General features: G+C 44.9%; 16 protein-coding genes. 14 read left to right on the top strand and 2 right to left on the bottom strand.

What is annotated here, in order from left to right:
* Positions 1-205: 205 nt before the first annotated feature.
* The 11 genes from DIJ65_RS03730 (at position 206) to DIJ65_RS03680 (ending at position 13,377) form a co-directional block, all read left to right on the top strand.
* Complete coding sequence (locus tag DIJ65_RS03730; protein ID WP_185959485.1) at positions 206-589, top strand: lamin tail domain-containing protein; 384 nt, start codon at positions 206-208, stop codon at positions 587-589.
* Between the two features lie 465 nt (positions 590-1,054).
* The gene (locus DIJ65_RS03725) at positions 1,055-2,425 is read left to right on the top strand and encodes a copper amine oxidase (protein ID WP_313903005.1); all 1,371 of its coding nucleotides are present in this window, start codon (positions 1,055-1,057) and stop codon (positions 2,423-2,425) included.
* 71 nt (positions 2,426-2,496) lie between these two features.
* The gene (locus DIJ65_RS03720) at positions 2,497-3,189 is read left to right on the top strand and encodes a class F sortase (protein ID WP_071152402.1); all 693 of its coding nucleotides are present in this window, start codon (positions 2,497-2,499) and stop codon (positions 3,187-3,189) included.
* Positions 3,190-3,877: 688 nt separating this feature from the next.
* Positions 3,878-4,522 (top strand): uridine kinase family protein, encoded by a 645-nt coding sequence (locus DIJ65_RS03715; protein ID WP_071152403.1) that lies wholly within the window; start codon positions 3,878-3,880, stop codon positions 4,520-4,522.
* 283 nt (positions 4,523-4,805) lie between these two features.
* On the top strand, positions 4,806-6,761 hold the full coding sequence (locus DIJ65_RS03710; protein WP_071152404.1) for a phospholipase D-like domain-containing protein: 1,956 nt from the start codon (positions 4,806-4,808) through the stop codon (positions 6,759-6,761).
* A gap of 420 nt (positions 6,762-7,181) precedes the next feature.
* Positions 7,182-7,454, top strand: a complete 273-nt coding sequence (locus tag DIJ65_RS03705; protein WP_071152405.1) for a hypothetical protein — start codon at positions 7,182-7,184, stop codon at positions 7,452-7,454.
* Positions 7,455-9,104 carry a solute symporter family protein gene (locus tag DIJ65_RS03700; protein WP_071152406.1) on the top strand — a complete coding sequence of 550 codons (1,650 nt, stop codon included), beginning with the start codon at positions 7,455-7,457 and terminating at the stop codon, positions 9,102-9,104.
* Between the two features lie 36 nt (positions 9,105-9,140).
* The gene (locus DIJ65_RS03695) at positions 9,141-9,674 is read left to right on the top strand and encodes a hypothetical protein (RefSeq protein WP_230321252.1); all 534 of its coding nucleotides are present in this window, start codon (positions 9,141-9,143) and stop codon (positions 9,672-9,674) included.
* Between the two features lie 32 nt (positions 9,675-9,706).
* The gene (mbcS, locus tag DIJ65_RS03690; protein ID WP_117299167.1) at positions 9,707-11,278 is read left to right on the top strand and encodes an acyl-CoA synthetase MbcS; all 1,572 of its coding nucleotides are present in this window, start codon (positions 9,707-9,709) and stop codon (positions 11,276-11,278) included.
* 408 nt (positions 11,279-11,686) lie between these two features.
* On the top strand, positions 11,687-12,127 hold the full coding sequence (locus DIJ65_RS03685) for a GNAT family N-acetyltransferase (protein WP_117299169.1): 441 nt from the start codon (positions 11,687-11,689) through the stop codon (positions 12,125-12,127).
* A 167-nt stretch (positions 12,128-12,294) separates the two neighbouring features.
* Positions 12,295-13,377 carry an MBL fold metallo-hydrolase gene (locus tag DIJ65_RS03680; protein ID WP_117299618.1) on the top strand — a complete coding sequence of 361 codons (1,083 nt, stop codon included), beginning with the start codon at positions 12,295-12,297 and terminating at the stop codon, positions 13,375-13,377.
* Positions 13,378-14,115: 738 nt separating this feature from the next.
* Here the strand turns inward: DIJ65_RS03680 and DIJ65_RS03675 are convergent.
* Both DIJ65_RS03675 and DIJ65_RS03670 read right to left on the bottom strand, forming a co-directional pair.
* The gene (locus DIJ65_RS03675; protein ID WP_117299172.1) at positions 14,116-14,880 is read right to left on the bottom strand and encodes a YibE/F family protein; all 765 of its coding nucleotides are present in this window, start codon (positions 14,878-14,880) and stop codon (positions 14,116-14,118) included.
* Positions 14,877-16,007: a YibE/F family protein gene (locus tag DIJ65_RS03670; protein ID WP_117299174.1), complete on the bottom strand. Its 1,131-nt coding sequence runs from the start codon at positions 16,005-16,007 to the stop codon at positions 14,877-14,879. The genes DIJ65_RS03675 and DIJ65_RS03670 overlap by 4 nt, the downstream gene beginning before the upstream one ends.
* 554 nt (positions 16,008-16,561) lie before the next feature.
* Here DIJ65_RS03670 and DIJ65_RS03665 point away from each other — a divergent pair.
* From DIJ65_RS03665 to DIJ65_RS03655, 3 genes are all read left to right on the top strand, one after another.
* Positions 16,562-18,061 (top strand): glycoside hydrolase family 32 protein, encoded by a 1,500-nt coding sequence (locus DIJ65_RS03665; protein ID WP_117299177.1) that lies wholly within the window; start codon positions 16,562-16,564, stop codon positions 18,059-18,061.
* On the top strand, positions 18,062-19,027 hold the full coding sequence (locus DIJ65_RS03660) for a carbohydrate kinase family protein (RefSeq protein WP_117299179.1): 966 nt from the start codon (positions 18,062-18,064) through the stop codon (positions 19,025-19,027).
* A gap of 722 nt (positions 19,028-19,749) precedes the next feature.
* The gene (locus DIJ65_RS03655) at positions 19,750-20,265 is read left to right on the top strand and encodes a flavodoxin family protein (protein ID WP_117299181.1); all 516 of its coding nucleotides are present in this window, start codon (positions 19,750-19,752) and stop codon (positions 20,263-20,265) included.
* The last annotated feature ends 36 nt before the right edge of the window (positions 20,266-20,301 follow it).

Here is a 20,301-nt window from a genome sequence, read left to right as displayed (position 1 = left end):
ATCCGTGTTAAGATGGGTGTAGGTCATTCGTGGTCACTCCTATGTTTTTCTTTGGTCGGAAAATACATTTAGAGTGTACCACGAATGGCTTTTTCAGTTGTCTAGCTTAATTTTACAATCGGCGTATACTAAACTTGAAAATAACATAATAGTCATACAATAATCAATGGAAAAATTAGTCTCTGCACACAAATGGAAAAGGAGATTGGAAAATGAAGAACACATTGCATCTGTCATTGAAACAGGACAAGAAGCACATGCAGCAACGACAAACGCTGTAGCCATCAATGAAATAGCTTGGATGGGGACATGCTACAGCTATAATAACGAACGGATAGAATTACATAACACGACAAACTCAGCAATCGATATGACCGGATGGACGCTAAACGTTGCTGACGGCAGCTCGGGCATCATTCTTTCGGGCATGATTGTGGCGGGAGACTATTACCTGCTTGAAAGACCCAGTAATAACTCTGCGGCCAGTGTTGCAGCCGATTTACTTTATACAGGCTCTCTTGGGAACAGCGGAAAAATCCTTGAGCTGCGTGATGCTTCCGGTGCTTTAATAGACAGCGCAGATGGCTAGTATGCAGGAGACAATACCGCTAAGGCAACAGTGGAACGGGTCGATCCTCTTACAGCTAGTGACCAAGCCACCAATTGGGTGGATTTTCAAAAAACGTATGACGGAGGGAAGGGAAGATAAAAACATTTTTTTATATACCGGAAACTGTAAACACTTTAAAAAATTTGAGACTTCACATGTCAAAAGAATAGTGACGCTCTAATGAAAGAATCACAATCAAAGCCAAAAACATAATAAATTAATTATTATTTTATCCTCTCAGTTGTTTGCGAAAAATTACAAAAATATTAAATTGCTATGTTTATCAAAAAATACGCTGGGTACATATGTAATAGGACAGACAGGACCGACTTTCATCTCAGTAATGTTACATAAAAAGGGAACTGTTTGATGTTTTGTAAATCAGCCACGGAACAAAGCAAGCGGTTCAATGAGTTTTCACTACTACTAAGGAGGAATTCTTAAATGAAAATGAACTTGAAAACAGCAAAAAAAATGGCAATCACGGTACCGATGAGCGCACTTTTAATAGCTGGGGCAGGCGCAGGAGCAGTCGGGGCAACGGATCATGACGGCAAAGTAGAAATGGACAAGCCGACGATTGAAACGCCAGCTCTTGAATTGAGAACCACGTTAGGACATTTTTTGAGTGAACATGGATTTCTTGCAGTTGAGACGATGAGAAGCGGAGCTGCTGGCGACCCGGACTTTGAAGCATCAGCAGCGGCACTTAGCGCAAACACAGAAGATTTGACGGCAGCAATCGCCTCTGTTTATGGAGAGGAAGCCGGCCAATCATTTAATGATATGTGGAGTGCACATATCGGCTATTTTGTTGATTATGTAAAAGCTACAGATTCGGGTGACGAAGAAGCTAAACAAGCAGCACTCGACGAACTGGATGAATATAGAGCAGACTTCTCCAGCTTCCTCGAAGGCGCAACTGGTGAACGCCTGAAAGCGGATGCATTGGCGGAAGGACTGCAAATGCACGTCAATCAGCTGATCGGGGCTTTTGACAGTTATGTAGCAGGTGATTATGAGCAGGCCTATGAATATGAGAGAATTGCGATCGAACATCTTCACGGGGTTGCGAAAGGATTATCTGTGGCCATCACTGACCAGTTCCCGGACAAATTCGAAGATACGAAAGCGGATACACCAGCCGGTGAACTGCGGGCGCATTTAGGTCATTTATTGTCTGAACATGCGGGCTTGGCTACGATCGTCATGCAAAACGGAGTGACCGGATCAGAAGAGTTTGAAGCATCAGCAGCGGCACTCAGCACAAACACGGAAGATTTAACAGCAGCTATCGCTTCTGTGTACGGAGAGGAAGCAGGGCAGGCATTTAATGACATGTGGTCAGAGCATATCGGCTACTTCGTTGATTATACAAAAGCTGTAGCAGCCGGCGATGAAACGGCCAAACAGGAAGCTTTGGATGAACTGTCCATGTATAAAGAAGATTTCTCCGCTTTCATCGATAATGCTACAGGTGGAGAAGTGCCAGCTGAAGTAATGGCTGAAGGTCTGCAAATGCATATCGAGCAGTTGACGACGGCGCTTGATTTGTATGCAGCAGAAGATTATGAAGCGGCATTTGAACAAGTACGTATTGCATACGGCCATATGTACGGTGCAGCAGAAAACTTATCTGGAGGGATTGTAAACCAGAATCCGGATAAGTTCCGCGCTGATATGCCAGGTATGCCAGAAACAGGAATGGGCGGCACAGCTGATTCGAACACAATGGCTTGGATGCTGTGGGCATTCCCATTATTTGCCCTTGCAGGCGGATTAATGGTAGTTGGCAGAAAAGAACAGCAACAATAATAACTGAAAGCTGGATAAAGAGGGGATATAGTCCCCTCTTTATCCACTTTTTGAATTCAGGAGTGAATCCCGTGAATCAACCCATAAAAAAGTTTTTCCTCATTTATTTTTTATTTCTTCTGACCACTCTTGACTATTCTCCGAAATTTGCACCACAATTTCCTTCTGTGGATGCCGCACCTTCCGGAAAAGAAGTTGCCGGAGAAGGTGTTCGGCAACCAACGCTTCCAGTCGCAGATCAACTGAATAAAACAAAAGCAGACGCTGCCGCAACAGCCAAAAAAGCTTCCGGAACAGAATCTGAGCCGGCATTATCCGGTATCGAACCGGCAGTCATCGATATCCCTGCTATTGACGCACAGGCTGAAATCATAAACGTCGGTCTGACCGAGGATGGCGCGATGGAGGCCCCGGCAAGCATTTATGAGATTGGCTGGTATGCACTAGGAACGAAACCGGGAAGTGCCGGCAATGCGGTAATGGCCGGTCACGTGGACGGGCTGGACAGTCCGGGCACATTTTTCAACTTAAAAAAGCTGGAAAAAGGAGATGAAATTCACATTACCGGGACCGAAGGGGAGCAGCTGACGTTCGTGGTGACAGAAAAGAAATCCTATGCACCTGATGACGCGCCGTTGGAAAAGATATTCGGGGCCAGTTCCGGAGCTAATTTGAATTTGATTACTTGTACGGGAACTTTTAATGCGGATACAGGTGACTATGAAGAAAGATTGGTCGTTTATACAGAGTTGGTGGTCGAATAACTTATCGGAAAAATCAATAGTAACGTCTTTGCAAAGGGAAGAAGCTGCAGAAGCTTTTTCTCTTTTTAAACTTATCTGGACTTAACAGTCTGAAAAAAATAAAGTAATTGAAACTGATTCCAAATGTAAATGTATTACAGTATATAGAAATTAAAAGCGAAGACGGGAAGAGGTATCTAAAATGAAAAGAGGTGTAATCAATGCATTAAATGATGTGGATTTTTGGGGACACTGGCGGGTATATTCATCATTAGCTATGCCGTGGATATTTTGACTAAACGGAAATACAACATGAGCAAGCCAGAAAATACGTTAAACCAGAATTCAGCTGAGGCAGATGCCCAGAGGCAAGCAGCACAGAATAACCGTCAAAGCGGGATGTTTTAAAAAGACCGACAGAACCTTACCCTATCGTGAGCCTGGACAGAGACAAGGTTAGTCTCTTTATTATGTCCATTTTAATAAGCTTATGTTTTATCTTATATTGTACGATCTATGGATAGAGAACTATGTATTACTGTCTGGTTTAATGTCTATTCTAAAGATAGTCTTAAAAGTGGACAGTAACTAACTGGAAATTAGTATAATGAAAAGACTAGGAAAAGGGACGTGTCCGCGATTAGAAAAACGTATATCCCAGAATACAAAGCCTATATGGTCAAACTGATTTTGGACGAAGGAAGAAAATGTGCAGCCATCGCTCGTGAATTGGATACAAGCGACAGACCGGAAAATCGTAATCGGCATATCCGGCCACGGAGCGGCGGGCAAAACGACCTTTACGCACCGGCTGCTCGACCGGCTGGGCAATGAAGATGTCAATTACCTCAACACAGATCCGTATATTGTCAGTTCGGATATCCGCCGGCACGCCGCAATCGACTATACATACGAAAACGAGGACCACCGCCATAGGATGACCGCCTGCCATCCGGCAGCGCACCATTTGGGCGCTTTGGAGCGGGACGTGCGGATGGCAAGAGAAGGCTTGGATTTTTACACCATCGATGTCCGTTACCTGAAGAGGGAACTGGTTTCATCAAACAATCGGCTGACCATTGTCGAAGGCATGAGCGCCGCTTTTATTGAACCGGAGCTGTTCGATCTGAAGATTCACTTCTATACGGACGGCGAAACGGAATTAATGAGAAGATCCTCGCGCGACATCGTCGAACGGGGGGCGAATTTGGATTATCTGAAGCAGTCGCACGCCCAGCGGCGCATCCAGTATGAACTGTTCATGCATCCGTATAGCCGGAATTTTGATATTGTTATTAAGTCGGCTGAGAACGAGCAGATTGTAGAGAAGCTGGATTTTGCTTTCATCAGTTGAGGAGATTGGCTGCTTTTCGCAGGCGAAAAGCGAAAAAACCATCACAACCTCAAAAACCCTGTTCAGGTGACAGTCACCTGAGCGGGGTTTTTGAGTTTGGAGAGAAAGCTCAGGCTTTCGGTCAACCCAGGTCCGCATTTTGTTTGATAATTGTAAAAAATAGTAAATATATAAAATAATAGTGTAATTTTTGTAAATTTACTCCCCGAATTAACAAAATAGTTATACAATAACAGAGGGCTCAAATCGCCTTTGAAACACAATAGGAAAAGGGGTTGGGGAAATGAGAAACACGCTTCATCTTTCATTGATTTTTGCATTGATTATTTCTTTAATTGCACCAATTATCGAAACGGAACAAGAAGCACATGCCGCGACGACAGGTGCGGTAGCCATCAACGAAATTGCCTGGATGGGCACGAGCTACAGCTACAATAGTGAATGGATTGAATTACATAATACGACTAACTCAGCTGTGGATGTGAACGGCTGGACTTTGCGCGCTACCGACAGCAGTCCTGAGATCAGCCTCTCCGGCACTGTGGCTGCAGGCGGCTATTACTTATTGGAAAGAACCAGTGACAGCTCCGTTCCGGGCGTTGCTGCTGACCTGATCTATACAGGATCACTGGAAAATGGAGGAGAGATCCTTGAACTGAGAGACGCTTCCGGCGCTTTGATGGACAGTGCGGATGCCTGGTATGCAGGAGATAACACGGCAAAGGCGACAATGGAAAGAGTCGACCCGCTTGTGGCCGGCACCGAAGCCACCAACTGGATTGATTCCACCAAAACCTATGACGGAGGAAACGGCACTCCGCGGGCGGTCAATTCGAAAGCGAAAGGCTGCACTGATAGAACTGAACAATTGAATAACGTATCTGAAGCGGAAGGCGCCATTAATGTTTACTTCAATAAATGCGCGGACGTTTCCTATGGAAGTTCAGGGAACGAAGCAAACTATAACGTGAATCTGGAAACCCGCCTGATCGAACGTTTGAATCAGGCGACGACGAGCATCGACTTTGCCACATATGAAATAAACCTGCCGGGCATTGTGGATGCCTTGATCGCGAAAGCGGCGGAAGGCATTGACGTGCGCGTGATTGCGGACGCCAAAGATGCAGCCGACCCGCATTATGCGGAGCGCTTCCAAACGATGCGGCTGCAAGTGGAGAAAATGGTAAGGGGACAGGATGGAACAGTCGGAACTGCGGATGATATTTACGTGTTCTCCGATTCTCCGATGTTTGCTGTGGAAGACAGTGCAGCGAGAACCGAGTTCGGCTTGCCGGCTTCGCCGGAAGATTTTCCGCTTGAAACCGTTGCAGTCGGAAATGGTGACGTATCCGGCTATTTGTTTGTGGAAGCTGAAGAAAAAAGTGCCGATGCTTACTACAGCCCCGGAACACAAATGCACAACAAATTTGCAATCATCGATGACCGCTGGGTATTTACAGGAAGCTGGAACTTCACGGTAACCGGCTTGTACGGCACGGAAACCAATATGGAACAAGGCATTTTGGACGGCAACCAGCAGCATGTGGTCGAAATCAATTGCCCGGCATTGGCTGATGTATTCGAAGTTGAATTTAATGAAATGTGGGGAAGCTCTGCCTTAACGCCTGATATGGCGGCTGCAAATTTCAACACCCGGAAAATTGACAACACGATCCATGAAGTCGATGTGAATGGGAAAATCGTTGAAATTTACTTTTCGGCCGGTGATGATGCGGTCGGAAAAATGAGGGAGTTTGTTAAAACATCGGCTGATGTGAATACTTACTTCACCATTTTTGCCTGGAGCGATCAAGGGCTGGTCGATGAGTTAAAGAATTTATGGGAAGGATCGTATAATGATATGGAAGGCACGTTGACGGGCTTTGATATCAAAGGTGTATTCGATCACAGCTTCTGGAACCAATGGTGGTCTGCAAGTGTTGATATGACGGGGCGCACCGCTACACAGGTTAGCGTTGATAACCCGAATACCCGCTGGGCCAATCCTGCACCCGTTTACACGGGCAAGGAGTCGCGCAAACTTCACAGCAAAACGATGCTGATCGATGCGGACACGAACAGTGATCCGACGGTCATTGTAGGTTCCACGAACTGGAGCAATAACGGCAATAACATCAATGATGAAAACCTGCTGTTCATTCATGACGCAGCCATCACAAATCAATTTGTCCAGGAGTTTAACGTCAGGTATACGAAAGCTGGCGGAGTGGTAAACTAGAAGGTCAGAAAATTACAGGTTAAAGGCTGTTAAGAGAGAATACTTCTTGACAGCCTTTTTCATAAATAGGACGTAAGAGGGACGGACCTGCTGTCTGCTCACAGGAGATTGAAAATAGCGGCTTCAGCGTTTTCCAAAAACGCCTTTTCGCTGAAGATATTTCTTTTTTTGGAGGCATCTACTGGAGATGTGGCAATAAAAAAGTTAACAAAAAGAAAAGTGATGCAGGGATAGATGTCGGGGTAATTGTTAGAATTTTTAAAAAATCAAATTGACTTGCATATTTGGAAGCGGTTACAATCTATTTAATAACCACTGAATAACTTTGGGGAAAAGGGGGGGACAGTCGACTGAACGTTCATTCAATTTTTAATAGGGGCAAGGGGATGGAAATTCAAAAACAAAAAGGGGGAAAAGTTCATGAAAGCGTACAAAAAAGAAGTCCAATTTACAATTTGGATGACTCTTGCATTTATCGTTGTTGGGAACGTAGGGTTCATTTTTTCTATTTTTCCTACTGACGCTATGTTATTCGGGTTTCCGGTGATGTATATCGTACCCATTCTGATGGGTTGGTTCGGCGTTTTTTTCCTGACACTTATTGCAGGGAAAATCGGGAACAAAATCGATGATGAGATAGACCTCGAGAACGACTCGCTTGGAGAAACTGATGAAGTGGGGAGAGTGGAATAGATGGATGGACAAAACTGGCAATTGAGTAATCCTATTCTCGGCCTGGTCGTTATAGCGCTCACTTTTTTATTATTTTACATAGTAGGATATATATCAAACCGAAAAAGCGTATCTGCAAAAGAGTTATATGTTGGCGGGGCCAATGTAGGAGCGATAACAAACGGCTTGGCCATGGCTGCTACGTATATGAGTTTGGCAACTTTTCTGGGCATCACAGCATTAATCCTGCAGTTGCAGGTTCCGTTTATCATGCTTTGGATCCAATTGATTTTGGCGATTCCACTGATCACCATCATTTATGGAACGAGCTTGCGCCGGATGGGGGCTTTCTCTCCTACTCACTTTATCCGTGATCGCTACGGGGTGGCGGCCTCCATCATTGCAGCCTTGTTTATGATACTGGTTTCGATCATGTATGCGTTGGGTCAGATGATCGGAATCGCCATCACTTTTGAAACACTATTGGGCATTCCTTATGTGACTGGGCTTATTGTCTTCGGGCTCATTATTGTCGGATATATCACCATTGGAGGAATGGCAGGAGCCACTAATAACGCCGCCATTCAAATGATCATTATTGCCTTGATGTTCATTCTTCCGTTGGCGGCGATTATGAAAGCAATTGGAGCTGAGGGCTGGTATTTCCCACCATTGCTGTATTCCGATATGGTACCGGCGATGCTCGAATCCCTGCCAACATTCTTTGATTATCAATTTTCACCGAAATGGTATTTCTCCATCATTCCGGCATTGACTATCGGAGCGCTTGGCTTGCCTCACTTGGCAATGCGCGTATATACGGCTTCCTCATTGAAGAGTGCCCGTTCAGCTATGACGTGGTTCGCCTTCATACTTGGACTGGTGTTTTCCGCTACTTACGCGATGGGCTTTGTCGGGGTGTATGCGACTGCCACTCAGGGAGTAACAATCTCCAGCGGGGATGCCGATAAATTGACGATTATTCTGAACTTGGTTTATAACCCCGAGTGGGTGACGGCGCTTGTAATTGCCGGAGCAATTTCCGCGGGATTGTCTACATTGAGCGGTAATTTATTGGCGATTGGCGCGCTGATTTCACAAGATATCATTGCAACACTAAAGCCTGATATTTCCCAAAAACTAAGTTTGCGGATTGGCTTCATCGCTATTTTCATGGGTGGATTAGCGAGTATTCTATTGGCCCTTGAACCGCCGGCATTTTTGGTTGTAAGTATTTTGTGGGCATTCGGGTTAGCGGGAGTTACCAATGCACCGCTGATTATTGTCGGTGTCTGGTGGAAAGAGGCTAACAAATACGGAGCAATGGCTGCATCGGTTGTGGGCGGTATTGTGTACATCATCGTTTCACCCTTTGTATTCCCAAGCATCGTACTGACCGGCCACGCCGTCACGGATGGAATGGGCTTGTCAGGTGCAATGCTGGCTGTTCCAATCAGTTTTATCTTGCTGATTGTCGTGTCTTATGTCACAAACCGAATCCCTGGTTTAGCTGGCAACTTGACTAAACAAAGCGATATTGAACTGATTGAACGCATCCATGGCTGGAAAGACATAAAACCTTATCGTTATAACAGTACATTAGGAGCCGGAATAACAGTGCTGGTATCCTTGGCTATCGCTATTTGGGCATTGATGCCTTGGGGGATATAAACAATGAAGCAAGGAGTGATAAAAATGGTCGGAAAAATGATTGCTTTGGATGAACCTTCTTTTCGGTCATTTTTGGAATCACCCAAAACGACAAAGGCGAGCAACATGCTGTTTCTCGTCGCTGGAGCAGGATATGGCGCAATTTCAATTGCGTCAAATGCTTCATACATATTGAGTTTCGATTCAGCTTTATTCAAATTTTTCATTGTTCCACTGATTTTTCTGGTCTTTGGTTTATTGATGGCCTTCGTCACGAAAATTGGGCTGGCTCTTCTATTATGGGCCGGAGCGAAAGGCCTTGGAGGAAAAGGTTTGCTGAGGGACATCAATGTGTCTGTTCCGGCAGCTCTTATCCCAGGATTATTTGCTGCCCCATATTTAGCAGGTGACGGGAATGGTAACATCTTAGTTCTTCTGTTGATGATTTTCGGAGTGGTGTGGATGTATCTGGTATGTGTGAAAATCATTCAAACGACGCAGAACTTCACAAGAAAAAAAGCCTATCTTGCCACTTTTTTAGCTTTCCTGTTTTTAGCAAGTGTTTACTACTTAATTATACCTACCGGATGATTTTCTGAGAAACTGACTGGAGGAATGTAAAAATGACAATAGAACATTTAATCGCACCAGAACAGTACAACATCACTTCTGAATTGGAAAAATATCAGAATGACGATCGTTTGGCTATTCGCTGGTTTAACGAAGAAGGGGAACGGCAGGAACTGTCTTACAAAAAGCTGATCGAAAAAACAAATCAATACGCACAGGCCATGATGAAATTAGGATTTCAAAAAGGCGATAAAATCATGATTATCCTGCCGCGTATTCCGGAAGCTTATATCGCTTATCTGGCTTGCCTGCGGGCAGGGATTGTCGCCATTCCATGTTCAGAAATGCTGCGGCAGAAAGACCTGCTTTATCGCATGCATCACTCTGGCGCTAAAGGCATTGTGACTTATTACAAGACAACCGCTGAAACGAATGCAATCGACGAGGAAGTGGCGGCACTGCAAAACAAGCTGATTGTCGGAGGCAAAGAAGAGGGCTGGCAGTCTTTTGAAGAACTGGCTGAGCGGGAAAGCGTTGAATTTGAAGCTGTGGCGACACATCGTGATGATATGGCATTTTTATCTTATACTTCAGGAACTACAGGAAATCCGAAAGGGGTTGTCCACGTCCACGGCTGGGGTTATGCACACGTGCGGACTGCGGCTACGGAATGGCTGGGCGTGAAAAGTGGGGATGTCGTGTGGGCTACGGCTGCTCCAGGCTGGCAAAAATGGTTATGGAGCCCGTTCCTATCCACAATCACGCTTGGCGCAACGGCATTAGTATATAATGGCCCATTTGATGCTGTGAAATATTTGGATATTCTCAAAGAGGAGCAGGTCAATGTTTTATGCTGCACACCGACTGAATATCGTATCATGGCGAAAGTGGAAACTTTGAGGGACTATCAATTGCCGGCTTTGAGAAGCGCAGTTTCAGCAGGAGAGCCTTTGAACAGGCAAGTCATCGAAGCGTTCCAGGACGCTTTCCAAATCAATGTGCGGGATGGTTACGGACAAACTGAAAATACATTATTGGTCGGAACCCTTCAGAATATGGAATTAAAGCCGGGATCCATGGGACGGCCGACACCGGGAAATCCTGTCGACATCATCAATGAAAACGGAGAGCCGACAGCTGTCGGGGAAGTTGGGGATATCGCTGTCCACAGAAGTTGTCCGGCATTATTCAAGGAATATTACCGCGATCCTGAACGGACGAGCACAGCTTTCCGCGGTGACTGGTATTTGACAGGTGACCAGGCTTCAAGAGACAAAGACGATTACTTCTGGTTTGAAGGAAGAAGCGACGATATCATCATCAGTTCGGGCTATACGATCGGGCCGTTTGAAGTGGAAGATGCGTTGATGAAGCATCCGGCAATCCAGGAATGCGCAGTCGTCGGAGTACCGGATGAAATACGCGGCACCATCGTAAAAGCATTCGTGGTTCTTCGTGAATCAGTGCACGGTTTCAATACCGAGGAACTGATTAAAGAACTGCAGGATCATACGAAAACGATTACAGCGCCTTACAAATACCCACGAATTATTGAGTTCCTGAAAGAATTGCCGAAAACCACTTCCGGTAAGGTTCGTCGTGTGGAATTGCGGAAACTGGGGTAAGCTCCCTGCGTTGAATGCAAAAATAGCTTGCTGAACCGGAAAGGTTTAGGTCGGATAGAACTAATAGGATTAAAGCAAACTCACGTCCCCGTAAATCAGCGGCAGGGCGTGAGTTTTTATTTTGGTTGCGGCCGTGTATCTGGTAGCCCAGTCTCTAAATATTAATGGAATTCTCTTCAAAAAAAGCCAGCCAACCAGAGGTTGTCATAGTATATTTATGAAAAGTCAACAACAGCAGAAGCGGTGAATATACAATCGGTTCTTCGTTCAATTTACTGAAAATCGCGTATTTGATTGCTGTTTATCCCGAAAGGGTTCCTGTTGCTGCTAAATACCTTTTCAACTTATATGCTTTAAGGCATACAATGGTAAAATTAATCCATTGTAAGATAAAGGGGATTATAAGAAATGATGATCAGAAAAGCAGAGAGCAGTGAATTGAAAACGATTCTATCCTTATCACCACAAGCTGTTTTTGACGGGACGCTGGGAGAAGTAAGACCCTCTAACTTGAAAGTGGAGAGCTTGGTTAACCCTTTACTGGAGAAGGGAAGCTTCTATTTGGTTGCAGCAGATGAAGAGGAAATCTTCGGATGGCTGCTTTTGGGAACAGCAAAAGATCAATTTACTGACCAGGTACACGGATTCATCTACGAAATCTATATTTTAAAAGATTACCGGGGCAGGAGATTTTCTAAAGAATTGATGGATGCAGCGATTGAACATTTTCAGCAGGAAGGATATGAAGAAGTCCGTCTTAGCGCGAAAGCTGAAAATCCAGCTGTCAGAATGTATGAGAAGGCGGGCTTTAAAACGCGGACCGTCAGCATGAGCCTGAATCTGAAATAAAGTGAATGCAACTTAAGTGCAGGTAAGTTACATTCAGCACCATGCTTTTATGTCAATAAAGCTGTAAGGCGGGGGATGAAATGTCGAATTTTGAAGAACGTCCAAGACTTGGGAAACGAAAAGAGGAAGGAGCACCCAAGAGCATAAAAAGAGTGATAAAGAAAATCCTGAAGTATTTATTGGTCCTGATTGTTGTGGTGGCAGTGGTATTGACGTTGTTTATCAATCTGTCACCGACTTTTGGCAGCAATCCAAGCAAGGACCAGGAAGAGTTTTACAGCTCGTTTGATAATTACAAGGATGGCAAATTTGTTAATCTGCCTTCCACCATACCGGCCGGCAGCATCGACAGCCCTCCGAATTGGGATTCGACAGATGGACAAACCCGTCCACCCGGACAATTGCCGATCGCTGAATTTGATTGGAATAAAATCGGGGAGAAAGGAGACAGTCTGACGTGGCTGGGCCATTCCGCTTTCATTCTGAGTCTTGATAATAATAAGATTCTAATCGATCCCATGCTGGGCCCCACGGCTTCCCCTCTTTCCTTTATCGGACCGAAACGCTACAGTAAGGATTTAATGAATATTATTGAGGAATTGCCTCCTATTGATGCCGTCTTTATTACGCATGATCATTATGACCACTTGGATTATCAATCCATAAAAGGACTGAAGAGCAAAGTCGCTCATTTCTTTGTCCCTTACGGTGTGGGCAACCATTTGATCGAATGGGGTGTGGCGGAAGGGGACATTACAGAATTGAATTGGTGGGATGAAACCGAATTTCAGGGATTAACGCTAGCGTTGACGCCAGCCAAACACTCTGCCGGAAGAGCGGTCTTGAACCAAAAATCGACGCTTTGGGGTGGCTGGGCCATTCTCGGAGATGAAACACGTTTCTATACGAGCGGAGACAGTGGATACGATGGCCACTTCAAGGAAATCGGTGATCGATATGGCCCTTTCGATATCGCTTTGATCGAAGGCGGGCAGTATGATGAGCGCTGGCCTGATTCTCATATGGTTCCGGAAGAATCCGTGCAGGCGAGCATCGATGTACAAGGGGAGCAAATGATGTTGACGCATTGGGGAGCATTTACACTGGCGCGGCATGGCTGGGCAGAACCGATAGAACGGGCAACCAAAGCTGCAGAGGAAAAGGATGTCGACCTGATAGCCCCGCAAATCGGTGAAACTGTTCCAATGGACGGAGAGCTGTCTGTTCCCGGTTCTGCCTGGTGGAAGTAAGAGTTCAGGAAGCAATAGAAAGGGCCGCCTGAAAGAAAACTATTTAAACGAAAAAACTCAGAAGGAGACTCCGAATTGATCTAATATAGGACTGATTCCTTGGAAGTCCCAATAAGTATAGTGTGCAATTCAAATACCCTACCATCTTTTGCAAAAAGGGTGCTGAGTTTTTAGGCTCTCGAGAAAGTCTTAACTCCTCTAATCATTACGCTATAGGTGGACGCTTTCTGCGGGAGATGGCCTGAGCTTCATCAGTCGCGCTGAAAACCAATTTTCCTGTCTCTGTATCTATGCTAGCTTCGAACCATGAAACCGTTGCAGCGCTCTGCGCTTGCGCGAATCGTTTGCGACGAAGCAGCGAAGCAGGAGCACATCTTTGCCTTGCGCCGCCTGTAGCATAATTCTGGTTCTGTGTAGAAGTGAAGTATCTATTTATTGAAATAGACATTAAAGACTATTCCTTTATAGAAAGTGTTCTGAGATATGAAGCAAAACAGCGAAGACTCCCAGGGGTCCCAGCGAAGTGCTGAGATCCACTCGGACGAAGTCCGCAGTTAGCTCAGCGCGAGCCCCCAGGAAAGCGAAGCTGTTTTGCGTAATATCGATTTTCAGTTGTTCTTTCCCAACAAGCTAAAAACCCGGCAGCCTGTGCACAGGCTGCCGGGTTTTTGGGATCTGAAAGAGTCGATGCAAAATATGGCATAAAGAAAAAAATGTGCATCCTGCTATTTTCATTTTTCATCGCAATACTCTCACCCGTGTCAGCAGATAGGCGGTGATCCACGAGGAGATGGGGATGACGAGTGCGATGCCGATACCGGCGCACAGGATTGTAATCATTTCAGCGGCAAAGATTTTGGAGTTGACGATGTCGCCGAGCGAATAGGACAGGTCCTTGAACCAGATCAACAAGCCCAGGTAGCTGCCGAAAAAAGCGAAAAATAATGTGTTGGTGCTCGTACCAAGAAGATCCCGGCCGATGGCGAATCCTGCGTGAATCAGTTCACTTCGGCTGATGCCGGGGTTATGGAAGTAGACTTCACGCATCGGTGACGTAATCGAAATGGCGATATCCGTGATCGCGCCGATTGTGCTGATGATGATGACCACGGCGGCAAGTTCGACAAAGCTGATGCCGATATAAAGCGAGAACATGCTGAGCTCATCGACTTCTTCCTCACCGAAGCCACTGATCATCGTTAAATCGGTCATAAAGTATATGAAGAACAGCAGCACGATCATCGTGATGACGGTTGAAACAAACGCCGCAATAGTGGTGCTGTTGATGCCATTGATGAAAAACAGATTGACGCAGCTGATGATGAAACAAGCGATAATGACCCAAACAAGGGCGTTATTATCCGGGTTGGCCATCATGAACACCGTAAACAGCAGCACCAGAAAATTGATGAACAGGCTGAGAAATGAGATGGCCCCTTTTTTTCCGCCGATCATCACCATGGACATGCATAACATGATGGCTAAAATGATCAGTACATTCATTGGACAGCCTTCTTTCTCTTAATGAAGAAAATGGACGTATAGATGCCGATTGGAATGGTCAGGACAATCCCGAGTCCACCTGCGAGGGCACGGGCGATTTCGAGGGACAGGTTGATTGAAAATGTAAACGGCCAGTCGGCTCCGTTCGACAAATACAAGAGCAGCATCGGAATTGATCCGCTGATATAAACGAAGAACAAAATATTCGCCATCGTGCCCATAATATCTTTCCCGATATCGATGCCGGACTTCTTCATCGATTGAATGGAGATATTCGGGTTTTTTTCGTAAAGTGTAAAAATCGATGCCGACATTGTAATCCCGACATCCATCACCGCTCCGAGAGAGCCAATGAATAGCCCCGCCATGAAAACGACTTCATAGGGCCTTGAGAGAAATTGCATTTCCTCGTAGTTCAAGCCATTGCCGCCGGATGTCCATATCGCAAAAAAAGCTAATAGAAGGGCCACGAAAACGCCCAGAATTGTCGAGACAATCGCCGTATAGGTTTTATCATTGAACCCGTTCACCAGAAGCAGCGAGGTAATGGTGAATAACAGAACGCTGACACCCGCAATCAACAGCAAACTGGCATTTTCCGTCCGGACGTAAACATCCAAAGCATACGACAAGATCACCGCATTGAGCGCCAAACTGACAATCGAGTAGAATCCTTGCTTTTTCCCGATGATGAGCAACACAAAAACAAAAATCCACGTCATCGCGAGGATATATTTATCCCGTTTTACATTATCGATTGTACCTGACAGCACAGTCCCGTCTTCTGCTGCTCCGTCAATAACGACGAACAAGTCCTGGCCGACACGGTATTCGTGGTCATTGGCTCCTGATAAGGAATACTCATTTTCGAGCTTGATCCCTTCACCTTTATGTTCCCCGTTCCGGATTTCGCCTTCGAGCTGCTGGGTATATAAAGCATCTTCGTTGCCGTACATATCAGTCAGTTCTCGTGTCTCTGTGATTTCTGCTTCAGTGATTTTCACAATCGGCTGATCATAGAATCCATAATTGAAATTGATGAAAAAGATAGATCCGATAAAACTGAGCAACAGCGCCGCATACAGATACAGTTGAATCGCTGTCGTATTTTTAAAAAGTGGCTTCAAACCGATATCCTCCAATTCATCCGTCCTTTAAAACTTTGAGTTACTGAGTTTTAAATGAGTTGGATGCTCTTTCTCCGTTGATTGTAACAGAAATTGTCCCCGCTTTTCTGATTCCTCATTATGCAATGGGACGATACAAAGGACAATGACGTAAAAAACTGTTTCAGCAAATTGACAGGGAACAGGGGCGGATTGATCCGCTGGCCAACAGCATTCCGGGGTTCCGAAAGTTCTCTCGCAATCAGGAGCGGACCACAGAAAAGTCTCATTGGGAAGAAGCAGTACGAAAAGCGGCTGACGGGTTAGTAACCTTATTGAACGGCAGACACATTCCGAACAAAAATTTGTTATAATGGCAGAATAATAGTGGTCTGGCGTTGATAATAAATCCTGAAAATAATATAATTCAGTTAAGAAAGCGGTTATATTTGGAGCGAAATGGAACCAGTTCCATAAATAGTTTTTGGCAGGGAAATAGGGGTTCCTTTACAATTTTATTTTGGGAAAATATTTCAATGAAAGATTCTATTTTTACCAAAAGGAGTATGAGTAAAATGGAATTACCACGGGGGAAAAGTTACATCCGACTCGATCAGGTCAGCCAGGAAGATATAGATAACTTGATTTTAAGGGTTAATAGCTGTAATTGGCGGCAAACGTTTCATATCCAACCGGTTTCTGGGCTTCTCAATGATCCGAATGGCTTCTGTTTTTACAACGGTGAATATCATTTGTATTATCAATGGCATCCGTTAGGGCCCTTCCATGGTTTGAAATATTGGTACCATACCAAATCAACAGATCTCGTAAACTGGACGAATGTCGGGATTGCCATTAAGCCGGACGAGTATTTTGACAGCCATGGCGCATATTCGGGAAGTGCCGTTGAGCATAATGGAAACTTATATTTGTTATATACAGGCAATACACGGGATGAGAATCTCGTGCGACATCCTTATCTATGTATTGCCATGATGGGTGAGAAAGGAAATATCATTAAATCGAAAAAATCAGTTCTCGATAAAGTCCCGGAAGGATATACAGAGCATTTCCGCGATCCGAAATTATGGAAAGAGGATGATAAATTTTATGCAGTAATAGGCGCGCAAAGAACCGATAAAACCGGCGGTGTCTGCTTATTAAGTTCTGCTGATTTGATGGAATGGAAATTTGAAGGAGAGCTGGCCACCAATCTGGATGATTTCGGTTTTATGTGGGAATGTCCGGATTATTTTGAAATGGAGGATAAAGGGATCCTGATTTTCTCTCCGCAGGGACTGGAGCCTGTAGGGGACCTTTATCAAAATATTTACCAGGCGGGTTATGTGCTGGGCGAGAAGATTGATCTGCAAAAGCGGGAATTGACTCACGGAAATTTTATCGAACTTGACAGAGGTTTTGATTTTTATGCCCCACAGACCATGGAGGACCCAAATGGCAGACGTCTGTTAGTCGCCTGGATGGGGTTGCCTGAAATTGAGTATCCCACCGATATAAGTGGATGGGCAAACTGCCTGACCATCCTTAGAGAATTATCGCTTCGAGATGAGAAAATAATACAAAAGCCTATTCCGGAACTTCAGTCACTCCGTAAGAACAAAGTCGAAACAGAAGACACAATTAGGGATGAAAAGAAAATGGTTGAGGGATTCTCAGGAGCCACTTATGAGCTGATTTGTGAGTTTGAACAGGGAGACGCCTTGGAATATGGTATAGAATTCCGTACTGGGACTGAAGAAAAAACGGTGATCAAATACGATGCAGTCGAGGCCAAAATAATTCTGGACCGCACGCGATCGGGCAAAGTGATAGGAAGCAAGTATGGTACAGAAAGAAAATGCCAGATCATTGGAGAGTCTCACAAGTTTCATTTGTTTGTTGATTCTTCATCCGTAGAGATTTTTGTGGACGATGGAGAAGAAGTGTTTACCTCCCGGATTTTCCCGGATATAAGAAGCAAGGGAATCCAGTTTTATGCAACAGGTGGTTCTGTGGCGTTTAAAGCAGTGAAGTGGGACTATTATGAAGAAAGTCCGAAGAAGGAGATGTGCTGAATGGGAAATTTGTTCTCTATTGGCGAAATATTAATAGATTTTATCCCCCACCAAAAAGGAATCGCCTTAAAAGATGTCGAGTCTTTTACGCGAGTGCCTGGCGGTGCGCCTGCCAATGTGGCAGCCGCGGTAACAAAGTTTGGTGGAACTGCTTCACTGATCACCAAAGTAGGGCAAGATGCCTTTGGTGATTTTCTTTTGGAACAACTGACAAAGTCCGGTGTAAGAACGGATAAGATTGTAAGAACAAAAGAAGCAAATACCGGGCTTGCCTTTGTATCCTTGCAGGAAAGTGGAGAACGCGACTTTTCATTTTACAGAAATCCTTCTGCAGATCTGCTGCTTGAAGAATCAGAAGTAAATGCGGACTGGTTCCAGCAAGGGGATTTTCTGCATTTTGGTTCTGTGGATTTGGTCGAGAGCCCGATGAAATACGCCCATGTCAAAGCGATTAGAGAAGCCAAGGCGCGTGGCGGGATTATTAGTTTTGATCCCAATGTGCGTCTGCCGCTGTGGGACGATCCACAGGACTGCCGGAAGACCATACTGGAATTTATTCCGACGGCCCATATTGTCAAAATCGCCGATGATGAACTGGAGTTTATAACAGGAACAGCGGATGAACCAAAAGCGATTGCGTCTTTGTTCACAGGGGATGTAAAAGTCGTGGTGTTAACGAAAGGCGCGAAAGGTGCAGACCTTTTCGTCCAGAACAAAAAATATTCTTCCGAAGGATATTCGGTGAAAGTGGAAGACACGACGGGGGCGGGAGACGCGTTCGTCGGCGGTTTCCTCTATCAGCTGTTGGATAGGGATGCAGGACAAGACAATCTGGAGGCCATAGTAAGTGAGCATCACCAGGAAATACTGGCTTTTGCAAATAGCGCCGGAGCGCTGGTCACTACTGGAAAAGGGGCGATTTCTGCCTTACCCACGAAAGAACAGGTCCTGGAGTTAATGAAATAAAACAAACTGTTATTTAGGGCGAGTTTGTTGAATCCAGTGCATGCACCCCGAAAGTTAGCGTAATACTCCTAACTTTCGGGGTGTTTTATTTCTGAAAATAGTAACTATTGAAACTAATTCAATTTGTAAACGTATTACAATATAGACAGGCAATAGGCGATGACTAAAATGAAGAGGGGTGGAATATATGCACTGGATGATGTGGGTTTTTTGGGGCACACTTGCAGCGATATTCAGTATCAGCTTTCTCGTGGATGTTTTGACGAAACGGAAATATAACTTGAATAAAAAGGAACAGACCTTAAACCAGAATTCAGCTGAAGCAGATGCTCGACGACAGGCTGGACAGAATAACCATCAAGGCGGAATGTTTTAGAAGTATGAGCGGAATGAGGATTTTCAAACGAATATCATCAGAGTATGAGCTTGGAGATTCTTTTTTGGGCTTATTTTTTATTCATAGGAGCCATTAGCTTCTGGAAGGCCCTTATATTCATTCTTATGAAAAATAACTGGGAGAGAAGGGGCTGATCAAATCGTCTCGACTCTTCCTTTCGTCTGTACAGGCATGGTTTTAAGGACAGCTTAACAGGCGGAAAAGAAGTTTCCGGCATGTCCACCTGAAATAAGATTTGAAATATTAAAGGACTTTTGCGGTATGAAGCGAAAGAAGAAGGCATTGAAGAGTTATTGCATTGATTCACAGGAGAGAAGTGATTCAAATGAAGAACAGCAGCCTGATCGTCTATTACTCATGGATAGGCAGCACGGAGGTGGTTGCAAAGGAAATTCAACGGCTCACGGGATTTGAGATTCAAAGAATCGAAGAGAAAAAGAATCGGAAACTCGGGAAGATTCCCGGTGCAGCAATGGGAGCGTTTTTGGGTTTGAAAAGCAGGATTAAGCCGATGGACTTTGCACTAGAAGAATACGAAAATATATTTCTCGGCGCTCAGGTCTGGGCAGGGAAGACAAGCCCGGCCATCAACAACTATCTGAAAAAGGCATCTTTTAAAGGTAAGAAGGTTTGGCTTTTCCTGACGAAAGGAGATGAAAAGATCCCCCAACAGGTGATCGATTCCATTACAAAAAGAATTGAGAAGAAGGGTGGGACTGTAATAGACAGTATGTCGATAACGACAAAATGGGACCCGAAAGTGAATCTTCCCATTGCTCGTGAGGAAGTGGAGGAACCGGTTTATGAATGGCTTAAAAAAAGTGGTTTTTTAGAGGGGTGAGAGGACCTTTCCGAGGGCAGTGGATTTTATCCGGAA

The organism is Planococcus salinarum (assembly GCF_007004625.1).
Lineage (GTDB): Bacteria > Bacillota > Bacilli > Bacillales_A > Planococcaceae > Planococcus > Planococcus salinarum.
This window is presented reverse-complemented; position numbering and strand designations above follow the sequence as displayed.

Bases quoted from the DNA above. Each gene is read 5' to 3' on its own strand.
- DIJ65_RS03725 (WP_313903005.1), top strand. From the start codon at position 1,055: ATGAAAATGAACTTGAAAACAGCAAAAAAAATGGCAATCACGGTACCG.
- DIJ65_RS03710 (WP_071152404.1), top strand. From the start codon at position 4,806: ATGAGAAACACGCTTCATCTTTCATTGATTTTTGCATTGATTATTTCT.
- DIJ65_RS03705 (WP_071152405.1), top strand. From the start codon at position 7,182: ATGAAAGCGTACAAAAAAGAAGTCCAATTTACAATTTGGATGACTCTT.
- DIJ65_RS03700 (WP_071152406.1), top strand. From the start codon at position 7,455: ATGGATGGACAAAACTGGCAATTGAGTAATCCTATTCTCGGCCTGGTC.
- DIJ65_RS03695 (WP_230321252.1), top strand. From the start codon at position 9,141: ATGATTGCTTTGGATGAACCTTCTTTTCGGTCATTTTTGGAATCACCC.
- mbcS (WP_117299167.1), top strand. From the start codon at position 9,707: ATGACAATAGAACATTTAATCGCACCAGAACAGTACAACATCACTTCT.
- DIJ65_RS03685 (WP_117299169.1), top strand. From the start codon at position 11,687: ATGATGATCAGAAAAGCAGAGAGCAGTGAATTGAAAACGATTCTATCC.
- DIJ65_RS03675 (WP_117299172.1), bottom strand. From the start codon at position 14,880: ATGAATGTACTGATCATTTTAGCCATCATGTTATGCATGTCCATGGTG.
- DIJ65_RS03665 (WP_117299177.1), top strand. From the start codon at position 16,562: ATGGAATTACCACGGGGGAAAAGTTACATCCGACTCGATCAGGTCAGC.
- DIJ65_RS03660 (WP_117299179.1), top strand. From the start codon at position 18,062: ATGGGAAATTTGTTCTCTATTGGCGAAATATTAATAGATTTTATCCCC.
- DIJ65_RS03655 (WP_117299181.1), top strand. From the start codon at position 19,750: ATGAAGAACAGCAGCCTGATCGTCTATTACTCATGGATAGGCAGCACG.